Source organism: Pediococcus pentosaceus ATCC 25745 (genome assembly GCF_000014505.1).
Lineage (GTDB): Bacteria > Bacillota > Bacilli > Lactobacillales > Lactobacillaceae > Pediococcus > Pediococcus pentosaceus.
Genome location: NC_008525.1, coordinates 256,025 through 274,326, shown reverse-complemented (window position 1 = coordinate 274,326; position 18,302 = coordinate 256,025). Strand labels below are relative to the sequence as shown.

Annotated in this window: 18 protein-coding genes; 8 read left to right on the top strand and 10 right to left on the bottom strand. The window is 38.0% G+C overall.

Annotated elements, in window-relative coordinates; genetic code table 11:
• Positions 1–23: 23 nt before the first annotated feature.
• The 4 genes from PEPE_RS01150 to PEPE_RS01135 all read right to left on the bottom strand — a co-directional run bounded on the left by PEPE_RS01150 (position 24) and on the right by PEPE_RS01135 (position 4,017).
• The gene (locus PEPE_RS01150) at positions 24–662 is read right to left on the bottom strand and encodes an SDR family oxidoreductase (protein ID WP_002834503.1); all 639 of its coding nucleotides are present in this window, start codon (positions 660–662) and stop codon (positions 24–26) included.
• A 105-nt stretch (positions 663–767) separates the two neighbouring features.
• Positions 768–1,226 (bottom strand): hypothetical protein, encoded by a 459-nt coding sequence (locus PEPE_RS01145; protein ID WP_002834504.1) that lies wholly within the window; start codon positions 1,224–1,226, stop codon positions 768–770.
• Positions 1,227–1,349: 123 nt separating this feature from the next.
• Positions 1,350–2,660: a PTS cellobiose transporter subunit IIC gene (gene celB / locus PEPE_RS01140; protein ID WP_011672945.1), complete on the bottom strand. Its 1,311-nt coding sequence runs from the start codon at positions 2,658–2,660 to the stop codon at positions 1,350–1,352.
• Positions 2,661–2,925: 265 nt separating this feature from the next.
• Positions 2,926–4,017 (bottom strand): DUF871 domain-containing protein, encoded by a 1,092-nt coding sequence (locus PEPE_RS01135; RefSeq protein ID WP_011672944.1) that lies wholly within the window; start codon positions 4,015–4,017, stop codon positions 2,926–2,928.
• A 175-nt stretch (positions 4,018–4,192) separates the two neighbouring features.
• Here PEPE_RS01135 and PEPE_RS01130 point away from each other — a divergent pair, with 175 nt between their 5' ends.
• Together PEPE_RS01130 and thiD are read left to right on the top strand one after the other, a co-directional pair.
• Entirely contained in the window at positions 4,193–5,236 is a 1,044-nt protein-coding gene (locus PEPE_RS01130) for a DUF2974 domain-containing protein (RefSeq protein ID WP_011672943.1), read from the top strand.
• Positions 5,237–5,290: 54 nt separating this feature from the next.
• Entirely contained in the window at positions 5,291–6,100 is an 810-nt protein-coding gene (gene thiD / locus PEPE_RS01125; RefSeq protein WP_011672942.1) for a bifunctional hydroxymethylpyrimidine kinase/phosphomethylpyrimidine kinase, read from the top strand.
• Between the two features lie 69 nt (positions 6,101–6,169).
• On the opposite strand, the gene PEPE_RS01120 is transcribed toward thiD, so the two are convergent.
• Positions 6,170–6,937 carry an LptM family lipoprotein gene (locus PEPE_RS01120; RefSeq protein WP_011672941.1) on the bottom strand — a complete coding sequence of 256 codons (768 nt, stop codon included), beginning with the start codon at positions 6,935–6,937 and terminating at the stop codon, positions 6,170–6,172.
• Positions 6,938–7,094: 157 nt separating this feature from the next.
• Between PEPE_RS01120 and PEPE_RS01115 the strand changes: the two genes are divergently transcribed.
• Positions 7,095–7,700: a nitroreductase family protein gene (locus PEPE_RS01115; RefSeq protein WP_011672940.1), complete on the top strand. Its 606-nt coding sequence runs from the start codon at positions 7,095–7,097 to the stop codon at positions 7,698–7,700.
• 57 nt (positions 7,701–7,757) lie between these two features.
• On the opposite strand, the gene PEPE_RS01110 is transcribed toward PEPE_RS01115, so the two are convergent.
• The 4 genes from PEPE_RS01110 to rpsN form a co-directional block, all read right to left on the bottom strand.
• On the bottom strand, positions 7,758–9,257 hold the full coding sequence (locus PEPE_RS01110) for a glycosyltransferase (RefSeq protein ID WP_011672939.1): 1,500 nt from the start codon (positions 9,255–9,257) through the stop codon (positions 7,758–7,760).
• Positions 9,257–10,858, bottom strand: coding sequence for a glycosyltransferase family 4 protein (locus PEPE_RS01105; RefSeq protein ID WP_011672938.1), 1,602 nt, complete (start codon positions 10,856–10,858; stop codon positions 9,257–9,259). Before PEPE_RS01105 ends, PEPE_RS01110 begins: the two co-directional genes overlap by 1 nt.
• Before the next feature lie 154 nt (positions 10,859–11,012).
• Positions 11,013–11,996, bottom strand: coding sequence for a DMT family transporter (locus PEPE_RS01100; RefSeq protein ID WP_011672937.1), 984 nt, complete (start codon positions 11,994–11,996; stop codon positions 11,013–11,015).
• Between the two features lie 91 nt (positions 11,997–12,087).
• Positions 12,088–12,357, bottom strand: a complete 270-nt coding sequence (gene rpsN, locus PEPE_RS01095) for a 30S ribosomal protein S14 (protein ID WP_011672936.1) — start codon at positions 12,355–12,357, stop codon at positions 12,088–12,090.
• Positions 12,358–12,505: 148 nt separating this feature from the next.
• Here rpsN and PEPE_RS01090 point away from each other — a divergent pair, with 148 nt between their 5' ends.
• The 4 genes from PEPE_RS01090 to PEPE_RS01075 all read left to right on the top strand — a co-directional run bounded on the left by PEPE_RS01090 (position 12,506) and on the right by PEPE_RS01075 (position 16,034).
• On the top strand, positions 12,506–13,510 hold the full coding sequence (locus tag PEPE_RS01090; protein WP_011672935.1) for an aldose epimerase family protein: 1,005 nt from the start codon (positions 12,506–12,508) through the stop codon (positions 13,508–13,510).
• 129 nt (positions 13,511–13,639) lie between these two features.
• Complete coding sequence (locus PEPE_RS01085) at positions 13,640–14,659, top strand: YdcF family protein (protein WP_011672934.1); 1,020 nt, start codon at positions 13,640–13,642, stop codon at positions 14,657–14,659.
• An 11-nt stretch (positions 14,660–14,670) separates the two neighbouring features.
• A complete protein-coding gene (locus PEPE_RS01080; protein WP_011672933.1) occupies positions 14,671–15,042 on the top strand; it encodes a YxeA family protein in 372 nt (123 codons plus the stop codon).
• 71 nt (positions 15,043–15,113) lie between these two features.
• A complete protein-coding gene (locus tag PEPE_RS01075) occupies positions 15,114–16,034 on the top strand; it encodes an L-lactate dehydrogenase (protein WP_011672932.1) in 921 nt (306 codons plus the stop codon).
• Between the two features lie 142 nt (positions 16,035–16,176).
• On the opposite strand, the gene PEPE_RS01070 is transcribed toward PEPE_RS01075, so the two are convergent.
• The gene (locus tag PEPE_RS01070) at positions 16,177–16,461 is read right to left on the bottom strand and encodes a hypothetical protein (protein WP_002834480.1); all 285 of its coding nucleotides are present in this window, start codon (positions 16,459–16,461) and stop codon (positions 16,177–16,179) included.
• A 179-nt stretch (positions 16,462–16,640) separates the two neighbouring features.
• On the opposite strand from PEPE_RS01070, the gene PEPE_RS01065 reads away from it, so the two are divergent.
• On the top strand, positions 16,641–18,290 hold the full coding sequence (locus PEPE_RS01065) for a glycosyltransferase family 8 protein (RefSeq protein WP_011672931.1): 1,650 nt from the start codon (positions 16,641–16,643) through the stop codon (positions 18,288–18,290).
• The last annotated feature ends 12 nt before the right edge of the window (positions 18,291–18,302 follow it).

Here is an 18,302-nt window from a genome sequence, read left to right as displayed (position 1 = left end):
CTTCATTTTTGTTACTTTCTTGTTTAATACCAGCTCGGCTTATCACCATCTGTATTGGGCTTATTAACACCGATGGAATGCTTCAACTCGGTATTATTTTGAATAAGTTCCACCACGATGTGAGCGATACTCTTCCGAGAAACTTCAGTTCCTTTGAAGACCTCGCCCTTTTGAGTAACTTCGAAATCAACTTCGTCGTTGTTAGTTAACCAAGCTGGACGAACGATCGTATAGTCCAGATCACTGTCCTCAATCACATCAGCGGCAGCCCGATAATTGGTTATGTAACTCCCCAATGTTGAATTATTCCATTCACCAAACTTACCAGGTACCTCATCGTAAATTCCAAGGGTAGAAATCCAGACTAATCTTTTAATCCCGACCTTATCCATCGCTTTTACCACCGCTTGGGCCTGTTGTTTAATATCGCCACCAGCTAAATTAGCGTAAACCGCATCGACTCCCTGCATAGCTGCGACTAATTGTTCTAAGTTAGTTGCGTCACCTTCGATTACGGTTTCTCGATCAGGTTGAACTGGATTTAAACGACTAGCTTTGCGTAAAAATAGCTTTAAACTATCATCCGTTTTTTCCAAAAATTCCTTTTCTGCCAAACGAGCAATTTTTCCATGAGCACCTAAAATCAAAACTTTTTTTGTCATAACTATCTACCTCCACTATTCATTTTACTTGCTTACAAAAAATTAGCAATTATAAACACTTTTACGTTTAGGTAATAATTTTCAATATTTTTAGCTACACCTTTTTTAATGAAAAGCGACAAAAACTTGCCAAAGGGTTACTACTGTACAAATTGCAATCACAATTAAATCACCAAGAATGGTTTCCATTTCCATTACTGCAAATTTCTCTACATCTTCGCTTACTTTATCAACTCGACGACGAGTTCTGATGGAAATCCAGCAGAAGTAGGCCACGATTAAACAACAAAATGGAACTAAAAACAAAACATTTTTATTCACCATTCCAGCTGAACTTCCTAGAGCTGCTGGCACCTCATTTTGTAGCATTGGTGAAGCGATAAAGGCAATTAGCAATGGTAAAAACGCAATCCACTGAATCCATTTAAACCGTGATAACGCAATTCCTTGTAACCATGTTGGTAAATTATCAATCGTCAATGTGGGTTTTCTTGAATCTGCAATCACTGCTTGGGCTTTTTCTGATTTTTGCGCCGCTGTTAATTTATTTTTTCTTTTACTCATATTTAATTCCCCTATCTCTTCTCAATCTACATTTAGCATAGCAGTTTCTTGGATAAATAAAAAATGCGGGAAATGAGCTTAACTAAACTCATTGGCCACATTTTTATTTTTTTAGTAATCGGCTTATTTGTTGGCCATTTGAGCACGTTTTTCAGCTTCTTGCTGAAGTGCTTGACGGTCAGCAATCTTGAAGAATGGATAGTAGATTGCTCCACCGATTGCTAAGTTAACTAATTGAATAACTGCACCGGAAATCTTACCAGTTGCAAGGTATCCAGAAATCAAAGGTGGAGTTGTCCAAGGAACAGCAACACCAAGTGGTTTACCAACCCAACCGAACTTCATTGCGTAGTAAGTCGTGATAACTGAAATCAATGGAACAATCACGAATGGAATCGCAATAACCGGGTTCAAAACAATTGGGAAACCAAAGATAATTGGTTCGTTAATATTGAATAATCCTGGAACACCAGCTAATTTACCAATAGCTGATAAGTTTTCTGATTTAGCCAAGAACATTAACATCAAAGCAAGTGATAATGTTTCACCGGCACCACCAAAGTGAACAAAGTTATCAAAGAATTGTTGTGTGGCAATGTTTGGAATAGCCTTATGTGCTTTAACAGCATCAGCATTTTCAGTCATCTTTCCTAACCAAATTGGAGCCATGATTCCACCAACGATGTTTGAACCATGGATACCAAATAACCAAAGGAATACAACGAAGAATTCAGCAACTAGAGCACCGAAGATTGATCCACCAACGACGTTCAAAGGTTGAGCAACGATTACTGTAATAACATTTGGAATCGTCTTAAAGTCCGTGAAGCTAACACCTAAACGAAGTAACCACATACCTAAAATAATAACAAAACCTGGAATTAATGATGAAAATGCATGTCCTACAGCAGGTGGAACTGTGTCTGGCATCTTAAATTGCCAATTTTTATGAATCATCCAAACGAATGCATCAGTAATGAATAACCCGATTAGAAGAGCTTCAAAGAGTCCCATTGAACCTAATTGTGTTAGTGGTACCCATGCTGCTCCTGCCTTATCTATATTCAATGGAATCGTTAACATAAATGAAGCTAAGGAAACCATACTTGCAGAAAGAGCATCGATTCCTTCATATGATTTAGCTAATTCATACGAAATACCGATTACAGCTACCATTCCGATCACACTAAATGTAGCATTAGTAGCCCAGCCAACCGTAGTTTGCCAATCTGCACCAAACAAACTTGACATCAAGTTTAGATATGCGGGGATTGGGAACTGACTAATAATCATGAATACTGATCCAATAATGATCAGTGGCATTACTAGCGCAAAACCATCACGCAAAGCAACCAAGTGACGAGATGAAGCAACTTTTCCGGCAATTGGCATTAGCTTTTCAGCAAATGCATTAGTCTTATTGTTGTCACTCATAAATAAAACCTCCCTAAATTTTTATTGATCAGCAATTACAATCTGAATTAGTAAATAATTGATATGACCTTAAAATTACTTTCCCAAAATATTGGAATCGCTTTCACAAATACATAATAACATTTGTACCTACAAATTAAAACCGTTAACACCTAATTTGGAATTTGTTTTTTATTATACATAAAAAAGTTATGGTTAAAAGCTGGTAGCCCTATTATTCAAGACCTTGATATCCGACTCTTGTTCCATAACTTTCTTATTTTTTCTATTTAGATTCAAGCATCTTGAAGTCACTCCAAGGCTGTAAGCTGTCTAAAATCATAGCATCTTCTTTAGCAACATGACCCACAACATTAACTCGACCATTATTTTCTAAATCTTGCAAAGCAATTTGTGTTTCAGCTTTGTACTGGGCATACTCATTATTCATTACTAACACGTCGCCTTTTTTAATTGGAACAGGATTGTTAGCAGGCACATCTTCATCACGATACCAAACGCGGGTCATTGTGCTACGTAAAACGTAATCCGAATGATCGCCACGATATGAGTGTTGGCTTTCAAAAACAATTTTATGTTCTAATTCTGTCATTGAAGGAGCTGGAATCACATGAAAGGCTGGCATACTCATTTTAAATGCTTCGGAAGCGGCTTTTAAATCTTCTTCAGTAACACCAGCATTAGAAATTAAGACATCATCAATCAATCCTAGCATCTTCAAATGCATAATTTGTGTGAAGAGGGTTTGTCCACGATGTTCTTCCAGTGAAACCATTTCTTCTTGGAGTGGCCAAGGACCGATATTACCAGAAGGGGCATTAACAAAAGCGGCGGTATTTAAATTATGCTTCCGATATTGTTCAGAGGTTTGTTTGAAATAGTCTAACCCTAATCCTGTATATCTTTGAGGATAAAAATTATGTGAACCAATCAAATTATCCCGGTTTGGTGAGTAATCCATGATTTGATCAATATAGTGCGTTCCACGACTCATATTAACTTCGATTTTTAAATCATAAGGATTATGCGTCATTCGAGCCTCTTCCATCCCCGTAAATCCTTCATCCAGTCGAATGGCCCATGCCCCAATATCATGGAAAAATTTGAGGTTATCGTAGGATACCCCTAACTGTTCAAACAAACGTGGATTGATATCTACCATCGTGTCCATTCCTAATGAATTTCCATATTCAATCATATCTTTGAATTGGTTCACGACCTTTTCTTGATCACCCTTGATTTGTAGTAGCGATGTAAAAATCCGTTTAAAACCATATTTACTTGCTAATTTAATATATTTTTTGGTTTCCTCCACGCCCACCCGGTCTGGATAGATTGAAATACCTAGTCTTCCCATTAAAATTTCCTCCTATTTCATTGGTATACACCAATAATGTATTCGCTTTCAGTATATCATCTATGACTAAAAATTTCAGCTATATTCTGTTTTTTACTTGTAACCGAGTTTGACGAGTGAACCAGCACCGTGATACTCTTTTTCATAACCTATACTAAGGACAGTGAATAGCACGATGACAAAATTAATTAATTTTTTAGCCGAGTATCAGCGCGAAATCGAAAGTCAGCCCATCGAATTAGACTTAGCTTTATTTAGCCGTTTGGTCGGACTCCCCTTTGAAGCCGTACTAACTCAGCCTTCAGCCCCTTTAGTGGAAGCTTGCATGAAATTAATTGAATTTGTAGATAATGAAAATTACTTGATTTTACCTGCTGATCGCCAAATGTTAGAACAAATTGCTTTTAGCAATCGATATCAAAGTGTTCAAATATGCGATGTGGTCCAAGGACCACACCGCTTTTTAGCGGCTACTTTTGTTCTTTCAAAAACCACTAAAGTCATTGCTTTTAGAGGCCCTAACGGAACCTTATTAAGTTGGAAAGCTGACCTCCATTTTTCATTTTCTTCCATAAATAAGTTAAAAATCCAAGCACACCAATATCTCCTCCAAGCCCTACAGCACGATAATCAAAACATCTATTGCGTTGGCTTTTCTCAAGGAGCTTCCATTGCTGCTCTAGCTTGCATGGATATTTCTGATACCCATCGTCATCGAATTCAAACCATTATCTTTGACAGTCCCGGATTACCTGATGACCATTATCAAAGTCCAATTCCTATTATTGAATTAGTTCCACCGCTGTCGTTATTCGCACTAGTTGGAGAACACCCTTTTCACCAAATTACCATTAGCAGCTCTTCAACAGGGATTTGGCAGCACGATCTTTATTCTTGGGAGGCAGATTCACATGGAGAATTTGCTAAAAACATTGGAATTACCAATCCCACGACTATTCAACACCAATTTATTCAATTATTACCAAGCAATATTACTGACGAAAATATTGACCGTACCTTGAATGTTGCTATCAGTATTTTTAGCCAATTAAATTTCCATTCCACTTCCGAACTTATTAAACATTGGAATCAGTTTAATGCTCTAATTCAAACTGAAATCACGGCCGAAAATATTGTAGTTAAAACTGCTATTCTTCGTCTCCAAAAATTGATTTTTAAAAATGCCGCTTTGAATCTCCAATCAATTCCATTAAATTAAGTTTCTTAAATTATGGTATCCTTGAATCAACCATTTATGAGGAGTGTGAATTTAATGTCAAATGAATTTCCACAAGCTTTAACTATCGCTGGTTCTGATTCAGATGGAAGTGCTGGAATGGAAGCAGATATGAACACATTCCAACGTCGTAACGTTCATGGAATGTGTGTCATGACTGCCTGCGTAGCCGGTAACTCTTACGGTATTCAAGCAAGCCACGCCCTACCCACCGATTTTGTTGATCAAGAATTTCAATCTCTTGCAGCTGATTTTAAAATCCGTGCTAGTAAAACTGGCATGCTTGCTGACAGTCCCATGATTGAAACAGTCGTTAAAAACTATCAAAAATTTGATTTTGGACCACTAGTCTTAGATCCTGTAATTATTACCAAGCATGGTGCCTTGTTACTTGAAGAAGAAGCTTTCGAAACTTTAAAGCAACAACTCATTCCATTGGCAACTGTGATTACTCCTAATTTTTATGAAGCAATCAAACTTACTGGTATTGATATTAAAAATGACGATGATACCATCCAAGCTGCTCATATCCTACAGGAAATGGGTGCTAAAAATGTGATGTTGAAGGGTTCGCACAAACCGGGTGAACAAACCGAAGTTCGTGACTTCGTTCTCTTGGAAGATGGCTCCAGTTTTTGGCTTAGTGAACCATACATTGAAACTGACCGGGTTAACGGTACTGGCGATGTCCTCTCAGCATGTATCACTGCTGAAATCGCTAAGGGAACTGATATTCCAACTGCTATCCGTATTGCTAAAAAATTTGTTACCGCTGCAATTGCCAACCCAATCGCAGTAGGTCATAAGTATGGACCCGTTAATCATTTAGCGAAATTCCAAGCTTAATCCATTTAAATTAAAAACGCGAAACAAATTTAAGGGTCAAGGCCCGCAACTTGTTTCGCGTTTTTTATATTAGTTTTCCGTATCTTTTTCAGTAACAGTCTGCACTGCCACATCATTGGCACCATTATCAGCAGCCGCATCGGAATCCGTAGTGGTAGAATTGGCAGTTGAATTATTAGCCGTCGAATTAGCATTCGAAGTGGTATTTCCAGCATTAGCCGGAGTGTAGTTACTGCCACCTGTATTACCCGCAGTTCCAGTAGTTGCTGCCCCACCAGCTGGGGTGTTGTTAGCAGCATCCGTAGTGGTATCGACTCCCGTAGTATCTGCACTTTGGTCCGTTGATTGAGTATCTACACTACTTTCTTCACTGGAAGATGATTCATCCATACTAACTGCATCAGCATCTGTAGATGTCGATGCACTATTAGCCGCCCACTCTGTATACGCGTCTGAATTATTAATAATAGTAACTTTAATTGTTGAACTAGCTGTATGCCCACTAGCCGTTGATCCAATTTCAAATTGAATCGACTTAACTTTCTTACCTAAATGAACATTGTAAACTACTTTACCTTCAGCATCTGCCTTGGCAACTTCGGTTTTTCGTGTCTTTAAATTGGTAATTTTAACTTCTGCCTTGGCATTAGTTTTAATATTAATTAAAGCATTACCCAAAGCATTGGTTTTCTCTTTTTTTGTATCTACTTTTAATTTAGTTGCTGTTTTTTGGACAGTATCCTCTTTAGTTGTTGTTTCTGGCTTAGCATTCTTTCCACAAGCTGCTAGCAAAAATAAGGTCATTATTGAAACTAAAATTGTACTAATCTTTTTCAAAGCTTCATCCTCCACCACTTCGGTTATTAACTTTAATTATTACAGTGTATTTATCATCGGTCAAACAGAATTTTTCAAAATGCTTGCAATTGTTTTAAAATATCCCTATACTTAAGTTACTAATAAAAAGTAAGTAACTTTAAAGGGGATTTTAAATATGTCAAATTCATTCTTAGATGCAATTAAAAAACGTCGTTCAATTTACGCTCTTGGTAAAAATGTTTCACTCAGTGAAGATGAAATTACTGATTTAATTAAAGAAGCTATCCGTCAAAGTCCTTCAGCTTTTAACAGTCAAACGGTCCGCGCCGTAATCCTATTCGGTAAGGCCCATGATGAACTATGGGATGGCATTCTAGACATTCTTCATGGTGAGGTTCCGAACGAAGAGGCTTTCCAAGCTTCCAAAGCCAAGGTGGAAGGAGCTTTTAAGGCTGGAGTTGGTACAGTATTATTCTATACTGATGAAAAAGTTATCGAGGACCTTAAAACTAACTTCCCATTGTATAAGGATGCTTTCGACATGTTTGGTGAACACGGAATGGGAATTGCCAACATGGATGTTTGGACAACGCTTGCTAATGAAGGCATTGGGGCATCATTACAACATTACAATCCAATTGCTGACAAGTTCATCGCTGATAAATTTGATATTCCGGCTAACTGGACCCTTAAAGCCCAAATGCCATTTGGTTCAATTGAACAACCTGCCGGTGACAAAGAATTCATGAATGACGAAGATCGTTTTCGCGTTATTAAATAATTAAAAAGTACAAAAAATAAGCTGTGGTAAAAGTTAAAAACTTTCCACAGCTTATTTTTATTTTAAGATAGCATGCCACTTTTGATAAACTTCATCGAAACGGTACTCCTGAGCTTTAGCGTAAGCACCTTGGCTTAATTGAGCCCAGAGAACATCGTCACTTAAGATTTTTTGAATTCGGCGCGCCATCTGTGCATAATCCCCGTTAGTAACAATATACCCATTCTTATCTTTTTCAATTAAACTATGCAATCCATACTTAGTATCAAAAGATACCACTGGAACGCCGTGCGCCATCGCTTCAATCAGGTTCATACCGGCAGCTTCACTAACCGAAGTATTGACTATAACTTGTGCACGATTATAAAATGATTGAATTTCATTATCCGTAAGATAATTACCAAAGATAACCTGAGCTTGAACTCCACGTTGTTCGACTAAATTTTTCATTTCATTTAACAGGTTTTGGTCGTTAGTATATCCCCTAAATTCCAACGAAGCGTCAGGGAACTGTTCGAGCACCTTAAAGAAGGCTTTTAAGGCTTCCATTGGTCGTTTATCAGCTTCTAGTCGACCACTAAAAATAATTCGTCCCGCAATTCGGTCCCGTAACCAGACCGGTTTGGAATTGATTAATTCGGGACTAATCGCCACATCAGGGGCGACTTGGACATTTAACTCAGGAAACTGCTCTTTAAGTTCCAACTGTTGTTCTTGTGTAGGAACAATAATTCCATCAAAATCTTGAGCCCGGATTTGGAGGGCAATTGAATATGCAGCAAAAGGAGTTCCACCTTGATCCACGTGTGAACCATGCAAAGCAACCCATTTAGAGGTAGCATTTTCTACATCAGCAATCACATAATCAAGCTCACGGTGATCGGATACCACTACATTATCGGTCGTTTGTTGGGTAACTTCATTTAAGAAAAATAGAAATAACTGATCTTCCGTGTCAAATCGATAATTCTTTCCATGATAATTAACTAATTTCCACATCGTAGGCTGTAATTGCCCTTCAACATTCATGTAGGTATTTTCAAGAACCACTTCGCCTGCCAAATTCAAAAAACGCCGTACGCCTAGGGAGCCATCGGGGTGAAAGTAATCAATTGAAGACTTAAATCCGCGCCAATCAAAGTTTTCTCGACTAACAACGGTTTCAAAGCGATCATAATATTCAATATCACCCACTAAACCGACCGTTCCAGGCATAATATTAATTCGAGCTAATTGGCGACCGGCATGGTCGACCGTTGAGTAGTCAGCTCCATGTTCGACCAATTGATATTCATTTAATGCCAGTTGCTTAAATTCGCGAACTGGTAATTGAACGCACTCTACCGCACTAGTTCCCTGAAAGAAATCATACATATTCAAAACATTGGTTGAATTTAAGTTAACTCGCTCAGCATCCCTAACCCATAAGCGATTATAATCTCTAGTAACATACCGAGCCTGGTCGCCACTGGCGTTAAATAGCAGGGTACGATTGGCTTGCGAGTGTTCCACTCCAGAATTAAAAGTGTAAATACTACGACTAACAAAATATTTCATTACTTACGGACCTCCCCACGATATTCTGGCATCGCCTTCAACTTATCTGGCCAACAATTTTCAGCATCTTGCAACAATTCTTCCCACGCGTGCCAAACATTTTCATCCGAGTAACGCTCAGCTGAATCGTAGGCTCCGGTTGAATATTTCTGGGCTAATTGTGGGTCTTTTAGCACTTTAATCATGGCTTGAGCGAGGGCTTCATAATCTCCATAAGGAACCACCTTACCATTTACACCATCTTCTACAATTTCATTTGGTCCATAATTAACATCGTATGAAAATGAAATCAATCCATGAGCAATGCCTTCCATTACCGCCAAATTAAATCCTTCCATTCGAGAAGTTAGACCAAACATCATTGCGTTATTTTCAACTTTATCAATATCGGTAGTGTAACCCTTCAATTTGACTACGTCTTCTAATTGATTGGCTTCGATAACCTCTTCTACTAATCGTCGAGCCTCGTAATTATTAGAACCATCCGCATAGCCGTAAAGATCTAAGGTAACTTCAGGGACTACCTGGTGAACCAATGCGACGGCTCGGACCAAATCATCTAGATGTTTTTCCCAAGCAATCCGCGCAAATGCAACAATTTTACCAAATTGGCGTTCTTTAACCGCAACTCGTTTACTGTTTAACAGTTGTTCTGGAACAATCCCAACTGGAATAGTGAATAAATGTGTTTTGGGTTGGAAACGAGCCCGTACATCTTGGGTCTGCTTTTTGGTAGCGCTGATAAATGCGTCATAACGATCCATTGATTTCAAGGCAAACTCATAGTGTTGGTTTAAAGTTGAATGCATTGGATTTTGAGCATCAGTTGCATGCGAATTGTGTAAATGAATCACCCGATAGGCGGGTTTTTCCATATTTAAGAGCGCCCAATCGCCTAAATGATCCCGATCTAAAATATAGATATTAGGTTGCGTTTCTGACCAAAAGTCATTATTTAAATCATCAAAAAAATGTTTTGTCAGCTCTTCGATTGTGTCAAATTGATAAACTTTTCCAGCTTGCGTTGTTAATTTCCAGGCTGATTGTTTCATCTCGCCTTGCGCATTTTTTCTGGTAAAAGCCTCAATCGCTACTCGACCTTCTGGTGTTTTCCATTCTTCAGTCCCAATTTGATTATCGGGGGTATACCACTGACTAAGCGAGATAAAACCACGACTATCATAATGATCAACTCGGTAAAGATTGCCAAATCCATCAAAGAGTTCAGTTGATAACACATGATCATCTTTAATATCAACATTGATTCTGGCAACTAATTGACCATCAATGGTTTCCGCTAAATAACGCTGGTGATCAAAATCTGAACTGAATTTCAGATTTTCAACTCCTAAATCTAAATCTGGAGGCGTGACAATCTTATTTTCAACGTGCATCGCCTGTTGGTAGTAATCAAACATGCTAATTACATGTTCATCATCGATTCCTGCTAAGGCGGTAAGTCGATGAGTTTCTGGACTCCAATCTCGCAAAACAATACGAGCCTCTCGGTGCATTTTATTAAAGAGCTTAAGGCGCTTTAACTGCGCGTGTTCAATTCCGGACTTCTTTTCTGGCATTTGTGCATTAATAAAAAATATCATTTTTCATTTCCTCGTGTTTCCACCTGATTTTTCCGTTAATTATTAGTCCATTATAGTATAATTTAGCTTCTTATTTGTGAAATCAAGGTTAAGAATTAAGCTAAAAAAAAACGAATTAAAAGTATCATCTTTTAATTCGTTTTTTAATTTAAATTTATTTCCGACTCATTCTAGTAGCAATTCGTTCACCAGTAAGAGTAACTACTGAACCAATTAAAATAATAATAATTCCAACAATCGTGTTGGTATGAATTGGATCACCTAAAACAATTAGGGATAGGATTGGAGCCAGCGCTGGTTTGATAAAGAAAATCAAAGAAGCAATAGGGACCCCCGCTTCTTCCATTACAAGGAAGTATAAACCGAATCCCAATCCGGTTACAAAAAAACTTATGTAGGCAACTAATAGAATATTAGACCAGGTGATTCCTTGGAAAAATGGAACATCACTGAAACCTTGTAATCCGCTAAGGGCTTGACTGACAGCTGGAATGTGAGTAATTGCCATGAAAATTCCCAACTCAATCGCACCTGCAATAAACGAAAAACACGTCATTGTCATTCCGCCAAAGCCTAGCTTATTCGAACTTAATCGAGTTAAGATGCCATAAATGGCGAAGGTGATTGAACTTAAAAGTCCCAGTGTAATTCCCATTGGGTTAGTTAAATTAAATGGATTAACAATTACAAGTAAGCCCGCTAAAGTTAAAATAACGGCCAACGTATTAGTCCGTGACATTTTCTCTTTCAGTAAAACTAGTCCGATTAACATCCCAAAGGCTGGGTTGGCACTCAACAGAATCGCAATCGTGGCCGGCAAGGACATCTGAATTGCTAATTGATACAAGGTCATACTAACCAACACGCACGAAAATCCAGTTAATGAAAAGGCTGCAATATCTCGTCCTGTTAAGTGACGTTGTTCCCTTCTTAATCGCTGTAATGTAAAAGGTAGTAACAACAAGCCGCCCAAGAGGAAACGCACAAAATTTAATTGGATGGGATTGAAAGTTCCTCCCGCAATTTTAAGCGCAATCTCCATTGAACTGAATAAAAACGTGGACATGATCACGTAAATCAGAGTTCGTAACTTCAATGACAAAACTTCTTTCTCTTTTAGAATTAACTCATCTACCATCTTACCACTTTATTTTTAGCATTCTTTGAAACAAAAAAAGCTGTAGCCAAGACCACCGATATGGTTTACTTTGCTACAACTCATCATTATTTTACCAAGAAGCTTTTCTAACTCCTGGAATCTGGCCTTCATGTGCTAGTCTTCTAAAGTTTAGACGCGACATTCCAAACTTCCGCATGTAGGCGTGTGGTCTTCCGTCTAGGCTGTCACGCCGATGCATCCTAGTTGGAGAAGCATTACGAGGAAGCTGACTTAGAGCTCGGTAATCTTTATTCGCCTTAAGTTCACGACGCAACTCTGCATATCTAGCTACCGTTTCTTCAATTTTTTGTTCTTTAATAATCTTAGATGTTTTTGCCAATTTTCTACCTACCCTTACTTTTTGTTAGTTAATAAATTATAGCTCTTTACTTACTTAAAGTAAAACAAAAACATTCATCATAAAGCTAACTGTAATCGGTTTCATTGTGATAAAATCAATTATAAGAAGACATAGGAGGGATTGTATTTTGAAGATTAATAAAGAAGAGTTCCAAAACGTAAATTGGTACACGCTTTCTAATGACAACCATGTTTCTGTTACTATCAGTACCCTAGGGGCTACGGTAGTCGCTGTAAATACCCCTGATAAAAAAGGGAATGTCGAAAATATTGTCTTAGGCTTTGATAATCCCCAAACTTATCCAAAGCACAACGATTATTTTGGTGCTTCGGTTGCGCGGGTTGCCGGCCGGATTAAAGATGGTAAGTGGCGCGATTACCAATTAAATCAAAATGAAGGTCAAAATACTTTACACGGAGGTAATAAGCCTTCACTTAGCTACGTTAATTGGAAGAAAATCAGTAAATTTATCCGCCCAGAAGAAGTCGGTTTAGTTCTTAAACGTTTTAGTATTGACGGTGAAAATGGCTTTCCTGGTGATTTAACCATCGATGCTATTTTCCGTTTAAATAACCGAAATGAATTTTCGATAACTTATATCGGTCACGCTTCTAAACAAACCCTCTTCAACCCCACTAATCATATGTACTTTAATCTTAGCGGGGATGCTAAGCGTTCAATTAAGCAACATCAAATTGAATTAAAAAGCGATGTAATCGCAGAAGTTGATGCAGAGTTAATTCCCACTGGTAATTTATTAAACGTGGATGGCACACCGTATGACTTGCACCATCCAACTTCAATGCAATCCATCCTTGATCAAGTATCAGACGGATTAGACACTGCTTTCAAAGTTGAACCTAGCATCGAAGCGCCTCAACTTACGCTGGAAGATCCTGAATCTGGTCGTAAGATACGGGTTCAAACTTCTGCCAATGCCTTTACCCTCTTTACTACTAATGAGCCACAAGAGCCATTCAAAATTAATGGCAATCAAGATATGGCAGCCAACATCGGATTAGCAATCGAACCTCAAATGCTTCCCGATGCCATCCACCATTCCGGCTTCGGTAATATCATTATTTCTCCATCTAAACCGATGATGTATCGGAACGTTTACTATTTAAACTAACAATTTTTTGAAAAAGGTTCTGTAATCAGCTTATAGTTTGATTGCAGGACCTTTTTATGATAATTTAGGTGAGTTATTAATGCACCTCAACACAATTATGACTAAATCAATAACATTGGGGGCTCTGCTATGTTTATAATTGGTATTTCGATAATTATTTTTTTGATTTCCGGAACTTATTTATATTTAGATCGGCGAGATTTTATTGCGGGGATTGTTTTTGCTGGTAGTTGCATTAACTTAGCTTTATTATCCACTTTGTGGATTGCTAATTATCTGGCAGGAGGTTCAAGAACTGGAATTATTAGCCTTGCGGTCTTCCTACTTTTAGGAATTGTTTTGACGCCGTTAGTAATCGGCTTCAGTTTGATTGTTAACACCTACATTATGCAAACTCGTGAAGGCAAAAGTTTAACTGCCAAATTATCGCTTATTTTAGGCCTTAATTTTTTATTCATGTTGGTTGCTGGTTTAGCTATTTTGTTTTTGAATCAATTTTTAGGACGCTTCGTTGGAATTTTGCTTACCCTTTTAGGGATTGATGTAACTTTAACTTTCATTTTTGTTTGTTATCTCTTTTATTCATTTCTTTATCAAGTGGTTCCGATCAAAGGCAACGTGGATTATATTATTGTTTTAGGAGCGGGGGTACGATCTGAAACCGTAACTCCACTCTTAAAAGGACGCTTGGATAAAGCCCTCGAATATTATCGAAGACAAAATGGCGCTGTGAAAATTGTGGTAAGTGGCGGACAAGGACCTGATGAACCCGTCTCAGAAGCTTTTGCCATGGCTAAGTACTTGAGAAACCAATCCGTACCCGAAGACAAAATTATTTTAGAAGACCAATCTACTACTACTTTCGAAAATATGCAGTTTTCCAAGCAGAAAATTGAAGCCGATTGGCAGGGAACCCAACCGCCTCAAATTATTTTTGCTACTAATAATTACCACGTCTTACGTGGCGTAATCTATGCGCGTAAAGCTGGCTTAAATGCTAACGGTGTAGGATCACCAACTTCATTCTACTTTTTACCTAGTGCTTTAATCCGTGAATACATTGCACTATTAGTTATCTATAAAAAATTAACTGCTTTAATTTTACTAGGTTGGATAGCCTTGGGAATTTTATTAATCTCTAAAAACTAGGAGGTTTACTTATGCGAAAAGGAATGATTATCAGTGGCGTGGTCGTCGTAATTCTTTTAATTACTTTTGGAAGCGCCTATTTCTGGTATAACTCTAACTATGGTACTCAGGATTACTACACTCAAATCGTCGATAAAGGCACTAAATTTGTGGAAAAAGATGATTCCAATCGTAGTTATGTGAATTATGCTTACCACCAACCTGCTTATAACCAAGCTAGTCAAAAGATAACGGTTAAATTTAACGGAAACCTAGAACGTCCATTAAAGCTCCACGCATATTTGAAAATTGGCTACAATGCGAAACGAAATCAAGTTATTTCTTGGAGTAAAGTTGATAAAAAAGACGTTCCCAAGGCAGCCTTGAAACAAATTAATCCTTAATTTCTTCAAAGCACTTTAACGTTAGCTTTTTTCAAAAATGTGCCTTAAAATATGGGTAGAGGTGATGGATAATGACACGAAAAATTGGAATCATTGGTATGGGTCACGTTGGTCAAGCAGTCGCTCAACAAATTATCACAAACGGCTACGCTGACGACCTAGTTTTAATAGATAAAAATGAAGCAAAGGTTGGTGCTGATGCACTTGATTTTGAAGATGCAATGCCCAATTTAACCAGTCACACAAACATTATCGTAAATGATTATCGTGCCCTCAAAGATGCAGACGTAATTATTTCTGCTTTGGGTAAGATTGCTTTAACTGATAACCCTGATAATGACCGTTTTGCTGAACTTCCGCACAACCGTGAACAAGTTCAGGCGGTCGCTGAAGCCATTAAAGCATCTGGATTTAATGGTATTTTAATTCCAATTACTAATCCAGTAGATGTAATTACCGCACTTTACCAAGAAGCCACCGGCTTACCTAAAGCGCATGTTATTGGAACTGGTACTCTACTTGATTCAGCCCGCATGAAGCGCGCCGTCGGCAAAGGTTTAGGCGTTGACCCTCGCTCGGTATCTGGATATAACCTCGGTGAACATGGTAATTCACAATTTACCGCTTGGTCCACGGTTACTGTTCTTGACCAACCAATCAAAAAGTTAGCTCAAGCTCGGAATTTAGACTTAGATCAAATCAACGAAGACGCTCGGATGGGCGGTCGCTATGTAATGGTTGGTAAACACTATACTAACTATGGGGTTGCTGCCGCTGCCGTTCGTTTGGCTAATGTAGTTTTAAATGATGCTCATGAAGTTCTTCCCGTTTCCAATTATCGTGAAGAATATGGTACCTATCTTTCATATCCGGCCGTGGTCGGACGTGACGGTATTTTAGAACAGCTCCAACTCGAACTTACCGATGAAGAACGCTACAAGTTACGTCGTTCAGCCGACTTCATCGCCGAAAAAATCAAAGAATCTAAGTAAAAAATAAAAAACTTCAATCTTTGCTTAATCGCGATTGAAGTTTTTTATTTTCGTCTTACTTTTTGTACTTATTTTCACATGAAGCAAAGATGCTTAATCGAATGTCAAATCCGAGGCAACTTACGTTCATTTCGTCAGCTTTTTATTGAATTTTTAAGAATGCATCGGCAATATTAAAGCTTGGATCGCATTTCACTTCCACTTGATCTCCTAAATCGTGGATTTGAAATTTAATCCATTGGTCACCCACTAAGGCCTCGCCATTGCGAGCTTGTAGCACTGACAATACTAAATCATCACCGCCTTTTAAAATACCGCGTACCGTATTGTCGCCACGCATCACGTTAGTAACTCCTAACACTAGATCAGGTGTTTCTACTTCACTATGTCCAAGTCTAACTTTATAAATCGGCACTACTACACTCATAATAAGCATCCTCCCATCAACCTAAAAATTACTTGCATTAATTACCTCGAATTATATCGGCTTGAGTAAGCTTTAGCAAACATTCTGCTCAACTTATAATATATATTGCTTATTACTTTACTTTTTTGTTTACACGCTTATATAATGTGACCACAAACTAAGAAAAGGGGTGCAATAATTTGAAAAATATTAATGTTTTATTAGCTGCCGACGAAAATTATGCCGACCAACTACAGATCACCATAAAAACAACACTTGAAAACCTAAACAAAAAAACACGTGTTAATTTTATTGTGCTATCTAACAACCTTAGTAATTCTACTAAGCTAGCTTTAAAAAAACTTGCACATGGATTGCACACGGTTGAGTACCTTGATTTGGATCCATCGGTCTTTGCTTTTTGTCCTACCAACAGCCATATTAACAAAACTGCATATTACCGAATTTTGGCTCCCCAATTACTAGCAAAACGTAATATCGATCGAATTCTTTACTTAGATGTTGATCTATTGGTTCGCCACGATTTAACCGAGTTGTACGATGCGGAATTGAACCATAACATTGTGGGTGCGGTGATCGATACCGGCCAAGCTTTTGCTCTTAATCGTCTAGGAGTCGACCCAGTAGTTGCTGCAAATAATATCTATTTCAACTCTGGAATTTTAGTGATTGATATTAAAAAGTGGAATGAAAACCACATTACCGAAAAAACTTTAAATTACATTAAACATCAATCACATCTCATTATTTTCCATGATCAGGACGCCTTAAATGCCGTTCTCGCGGGCCATGTTCAAATGCTACATCCTAAATGGAACTTACAAAATTCGATTGTCTTCAGAAAACACCGTCCAATTAACGAAGCCTACGATCAATTGATCAACGAAGCCATCAAAAGTCCGGCAATCGTCCATTTTACAACACATGAAAAACCTTGGAAAACGCTTAGTGAACATCCTTATTTGGATGAATACCACGAAGAACTTAACGAATTAGAAATCAATCGTGGCGTGGTTAATGTTATTTCTGCCGCTAATTCAGCTTTTGTGGAAGCTTTGGCAACTTCTTATATTTCAATTTTGGAGAATGACTCAGAAAATCAATACAATTTCTACCTTCTCCCCGATCATCTAGATCAACGTGATATGTTAATTTTAGGAAGTGTAATTTCACGTTACGATAACGCTTCAATTAAAATCGTTAAAGTTGATGAAAAGCTACTAGAAAATGCGGTTGAAAGTGATCGCATCCTAAAATCTGCCTATTATCGAATCTTAGCACCAGAATTATTGCCAAATATTAATCGTGCCATTTACCTTGATTGCGATATTATCGCTAACACCAATCTACATGATTTATGGCAAACCTCACTGGAAGGCAACGTTCTAGCCGCTGTAGAAGATGCTGGTTTCCATGATCGATTAGAACACATGGGTATCACGCATGATAATAGTAAATATTTCAACTCTGGCATGATGTTAATTGACCTAGTTAGCTGGCGTTCCCAAGCAGTTACTCAACGCGTCTTAGACTATATTAACCATAATCCAGAAAAACTACGTTTCCATGATCAAGATGCGCTAAACGCGATTTTATACGACAAGTGGTTACACTTACATCCAAAATGGAATGCCCAATCTAACATTGTGTTAGACGCGCTTGTTCCACCACGGACTGAACTTTTGAAACTTTACGCTGAAACACGTGAAAATCCAAAATTAATTCATTTCTGTGGTCACGTCAAACCTTGGCATGCAGAAAGTAAACACCCTTATACTAATGTCTACTTGAAGTACAACAAGAAACTACGTGAACCAGTACGAACTTAATTTTTCATAAAT

What these genes read in the sequence shown, in the direction of transcription:
- PEPE_RS01080 (WP_011672933.1), top strand. Translation starts at nt 14,671, where the DNA reads ATGCGAAAAGGAATGATTATCAGTGGCGTGGTCGTCGTAATTCTTTTA.
- PEPE_RS01145 (WP_002834504.1), bottom strand. Translation starts at nt 1,226, where the DNA reads ATGAGTAAAAGAAAAAATAAATTAACAGCGGCGCAAAAATCAGAAAAA.
- PEPE_RS01105 (WP_011672938.1), bottom strand. Translation starts at nt 10,858, where the DNA reads ATGATATTTTTTATTAATGCACAAATGCCAGAAAAGAAGTCCGGAATT.
- PEPE_RS01135 (WP_011672944.1), bottom strand. Translation starts at nt 4,017, where the DNA reads ATGGGAAGACTAGGTATTTCAATCTATCCAGACCGGGTGGGCGTGGAG.
- PEPE_RS01070 (WP_002834480.1), bottom strand. Translation starts at nt 16,461, where the DNA reads ATGAGTGTAGTAGTGCCGATTTATAAAGTTAGACTTGGACATAGTGAA.
- PEPE_RS01150 (WP_002834503.1), bottom strand. Translation starts at nt 662, where the DNA reads ATGACAAAAAAAGTTTTGATTTTAGGTGCTCATGGAAAAATTGCTCGT.
- PEPE_RS01075 (WP_011672932.1), top strand. Translation starts at nt 15,114, where the DNA reads ATGACACGAAAAATTGGAATCATTGGTATGGGTCACGTTGGTCAAGCA.
- PEPE_RS01100 (WP_011672937.1), bottom strand. Translation starts at nt 11,996, where the DNA reads ATGGTAGATGAGTTAATTCTAAAAGAGAAAGAAGTTTTGTCATTGAAG.
- PEPE_RS01115 (WP_011672940.1), top strand. Translation starts at nt 7,095, where the DNA reads ATGTCAAATTCATTCTTAGATGCAATTAAAAAACGTCGTTCAATTTAC.
- PEPE_RS01110 (WP_011672939.1), bottom strand. Translation starts at nt 9,257, where the DNA reads ATGAAATATTTTGTTAGTCGTAGTATTTACACTTTTAATTCTGGAGTG.
- PEPE_RS01130 (WP_011672943.1), top strand. Translation starts at nt 4,193, where the DNA reads ATGACAAAATTAATTAATTTTTTAGCCGAGTATCAGCGCGAAATCGAA.
- thiD (WP_011672942.1), top strand. Translation starts at nt 5,291, where the DNA reads ATGTCAAATGAATTTCCACAAGCTTTAACTATCGCTGGTTCTGATTCA.
- celB (WP_011672945.1), bottom strand. Translation starts at nt 2,660, where the DNA reads ATGAGTGACAACAATAAGACTAATGCATTTGCTGAAAAGCTAATGCCA.
- PEPE_RS01085 (WP_011672934.1), top strand. Translation starts at nt 13,640, where the DNA reads ATGTTTATAATTGGTATTTCGATAATTATTTTTTTGATTTCCGGAACT.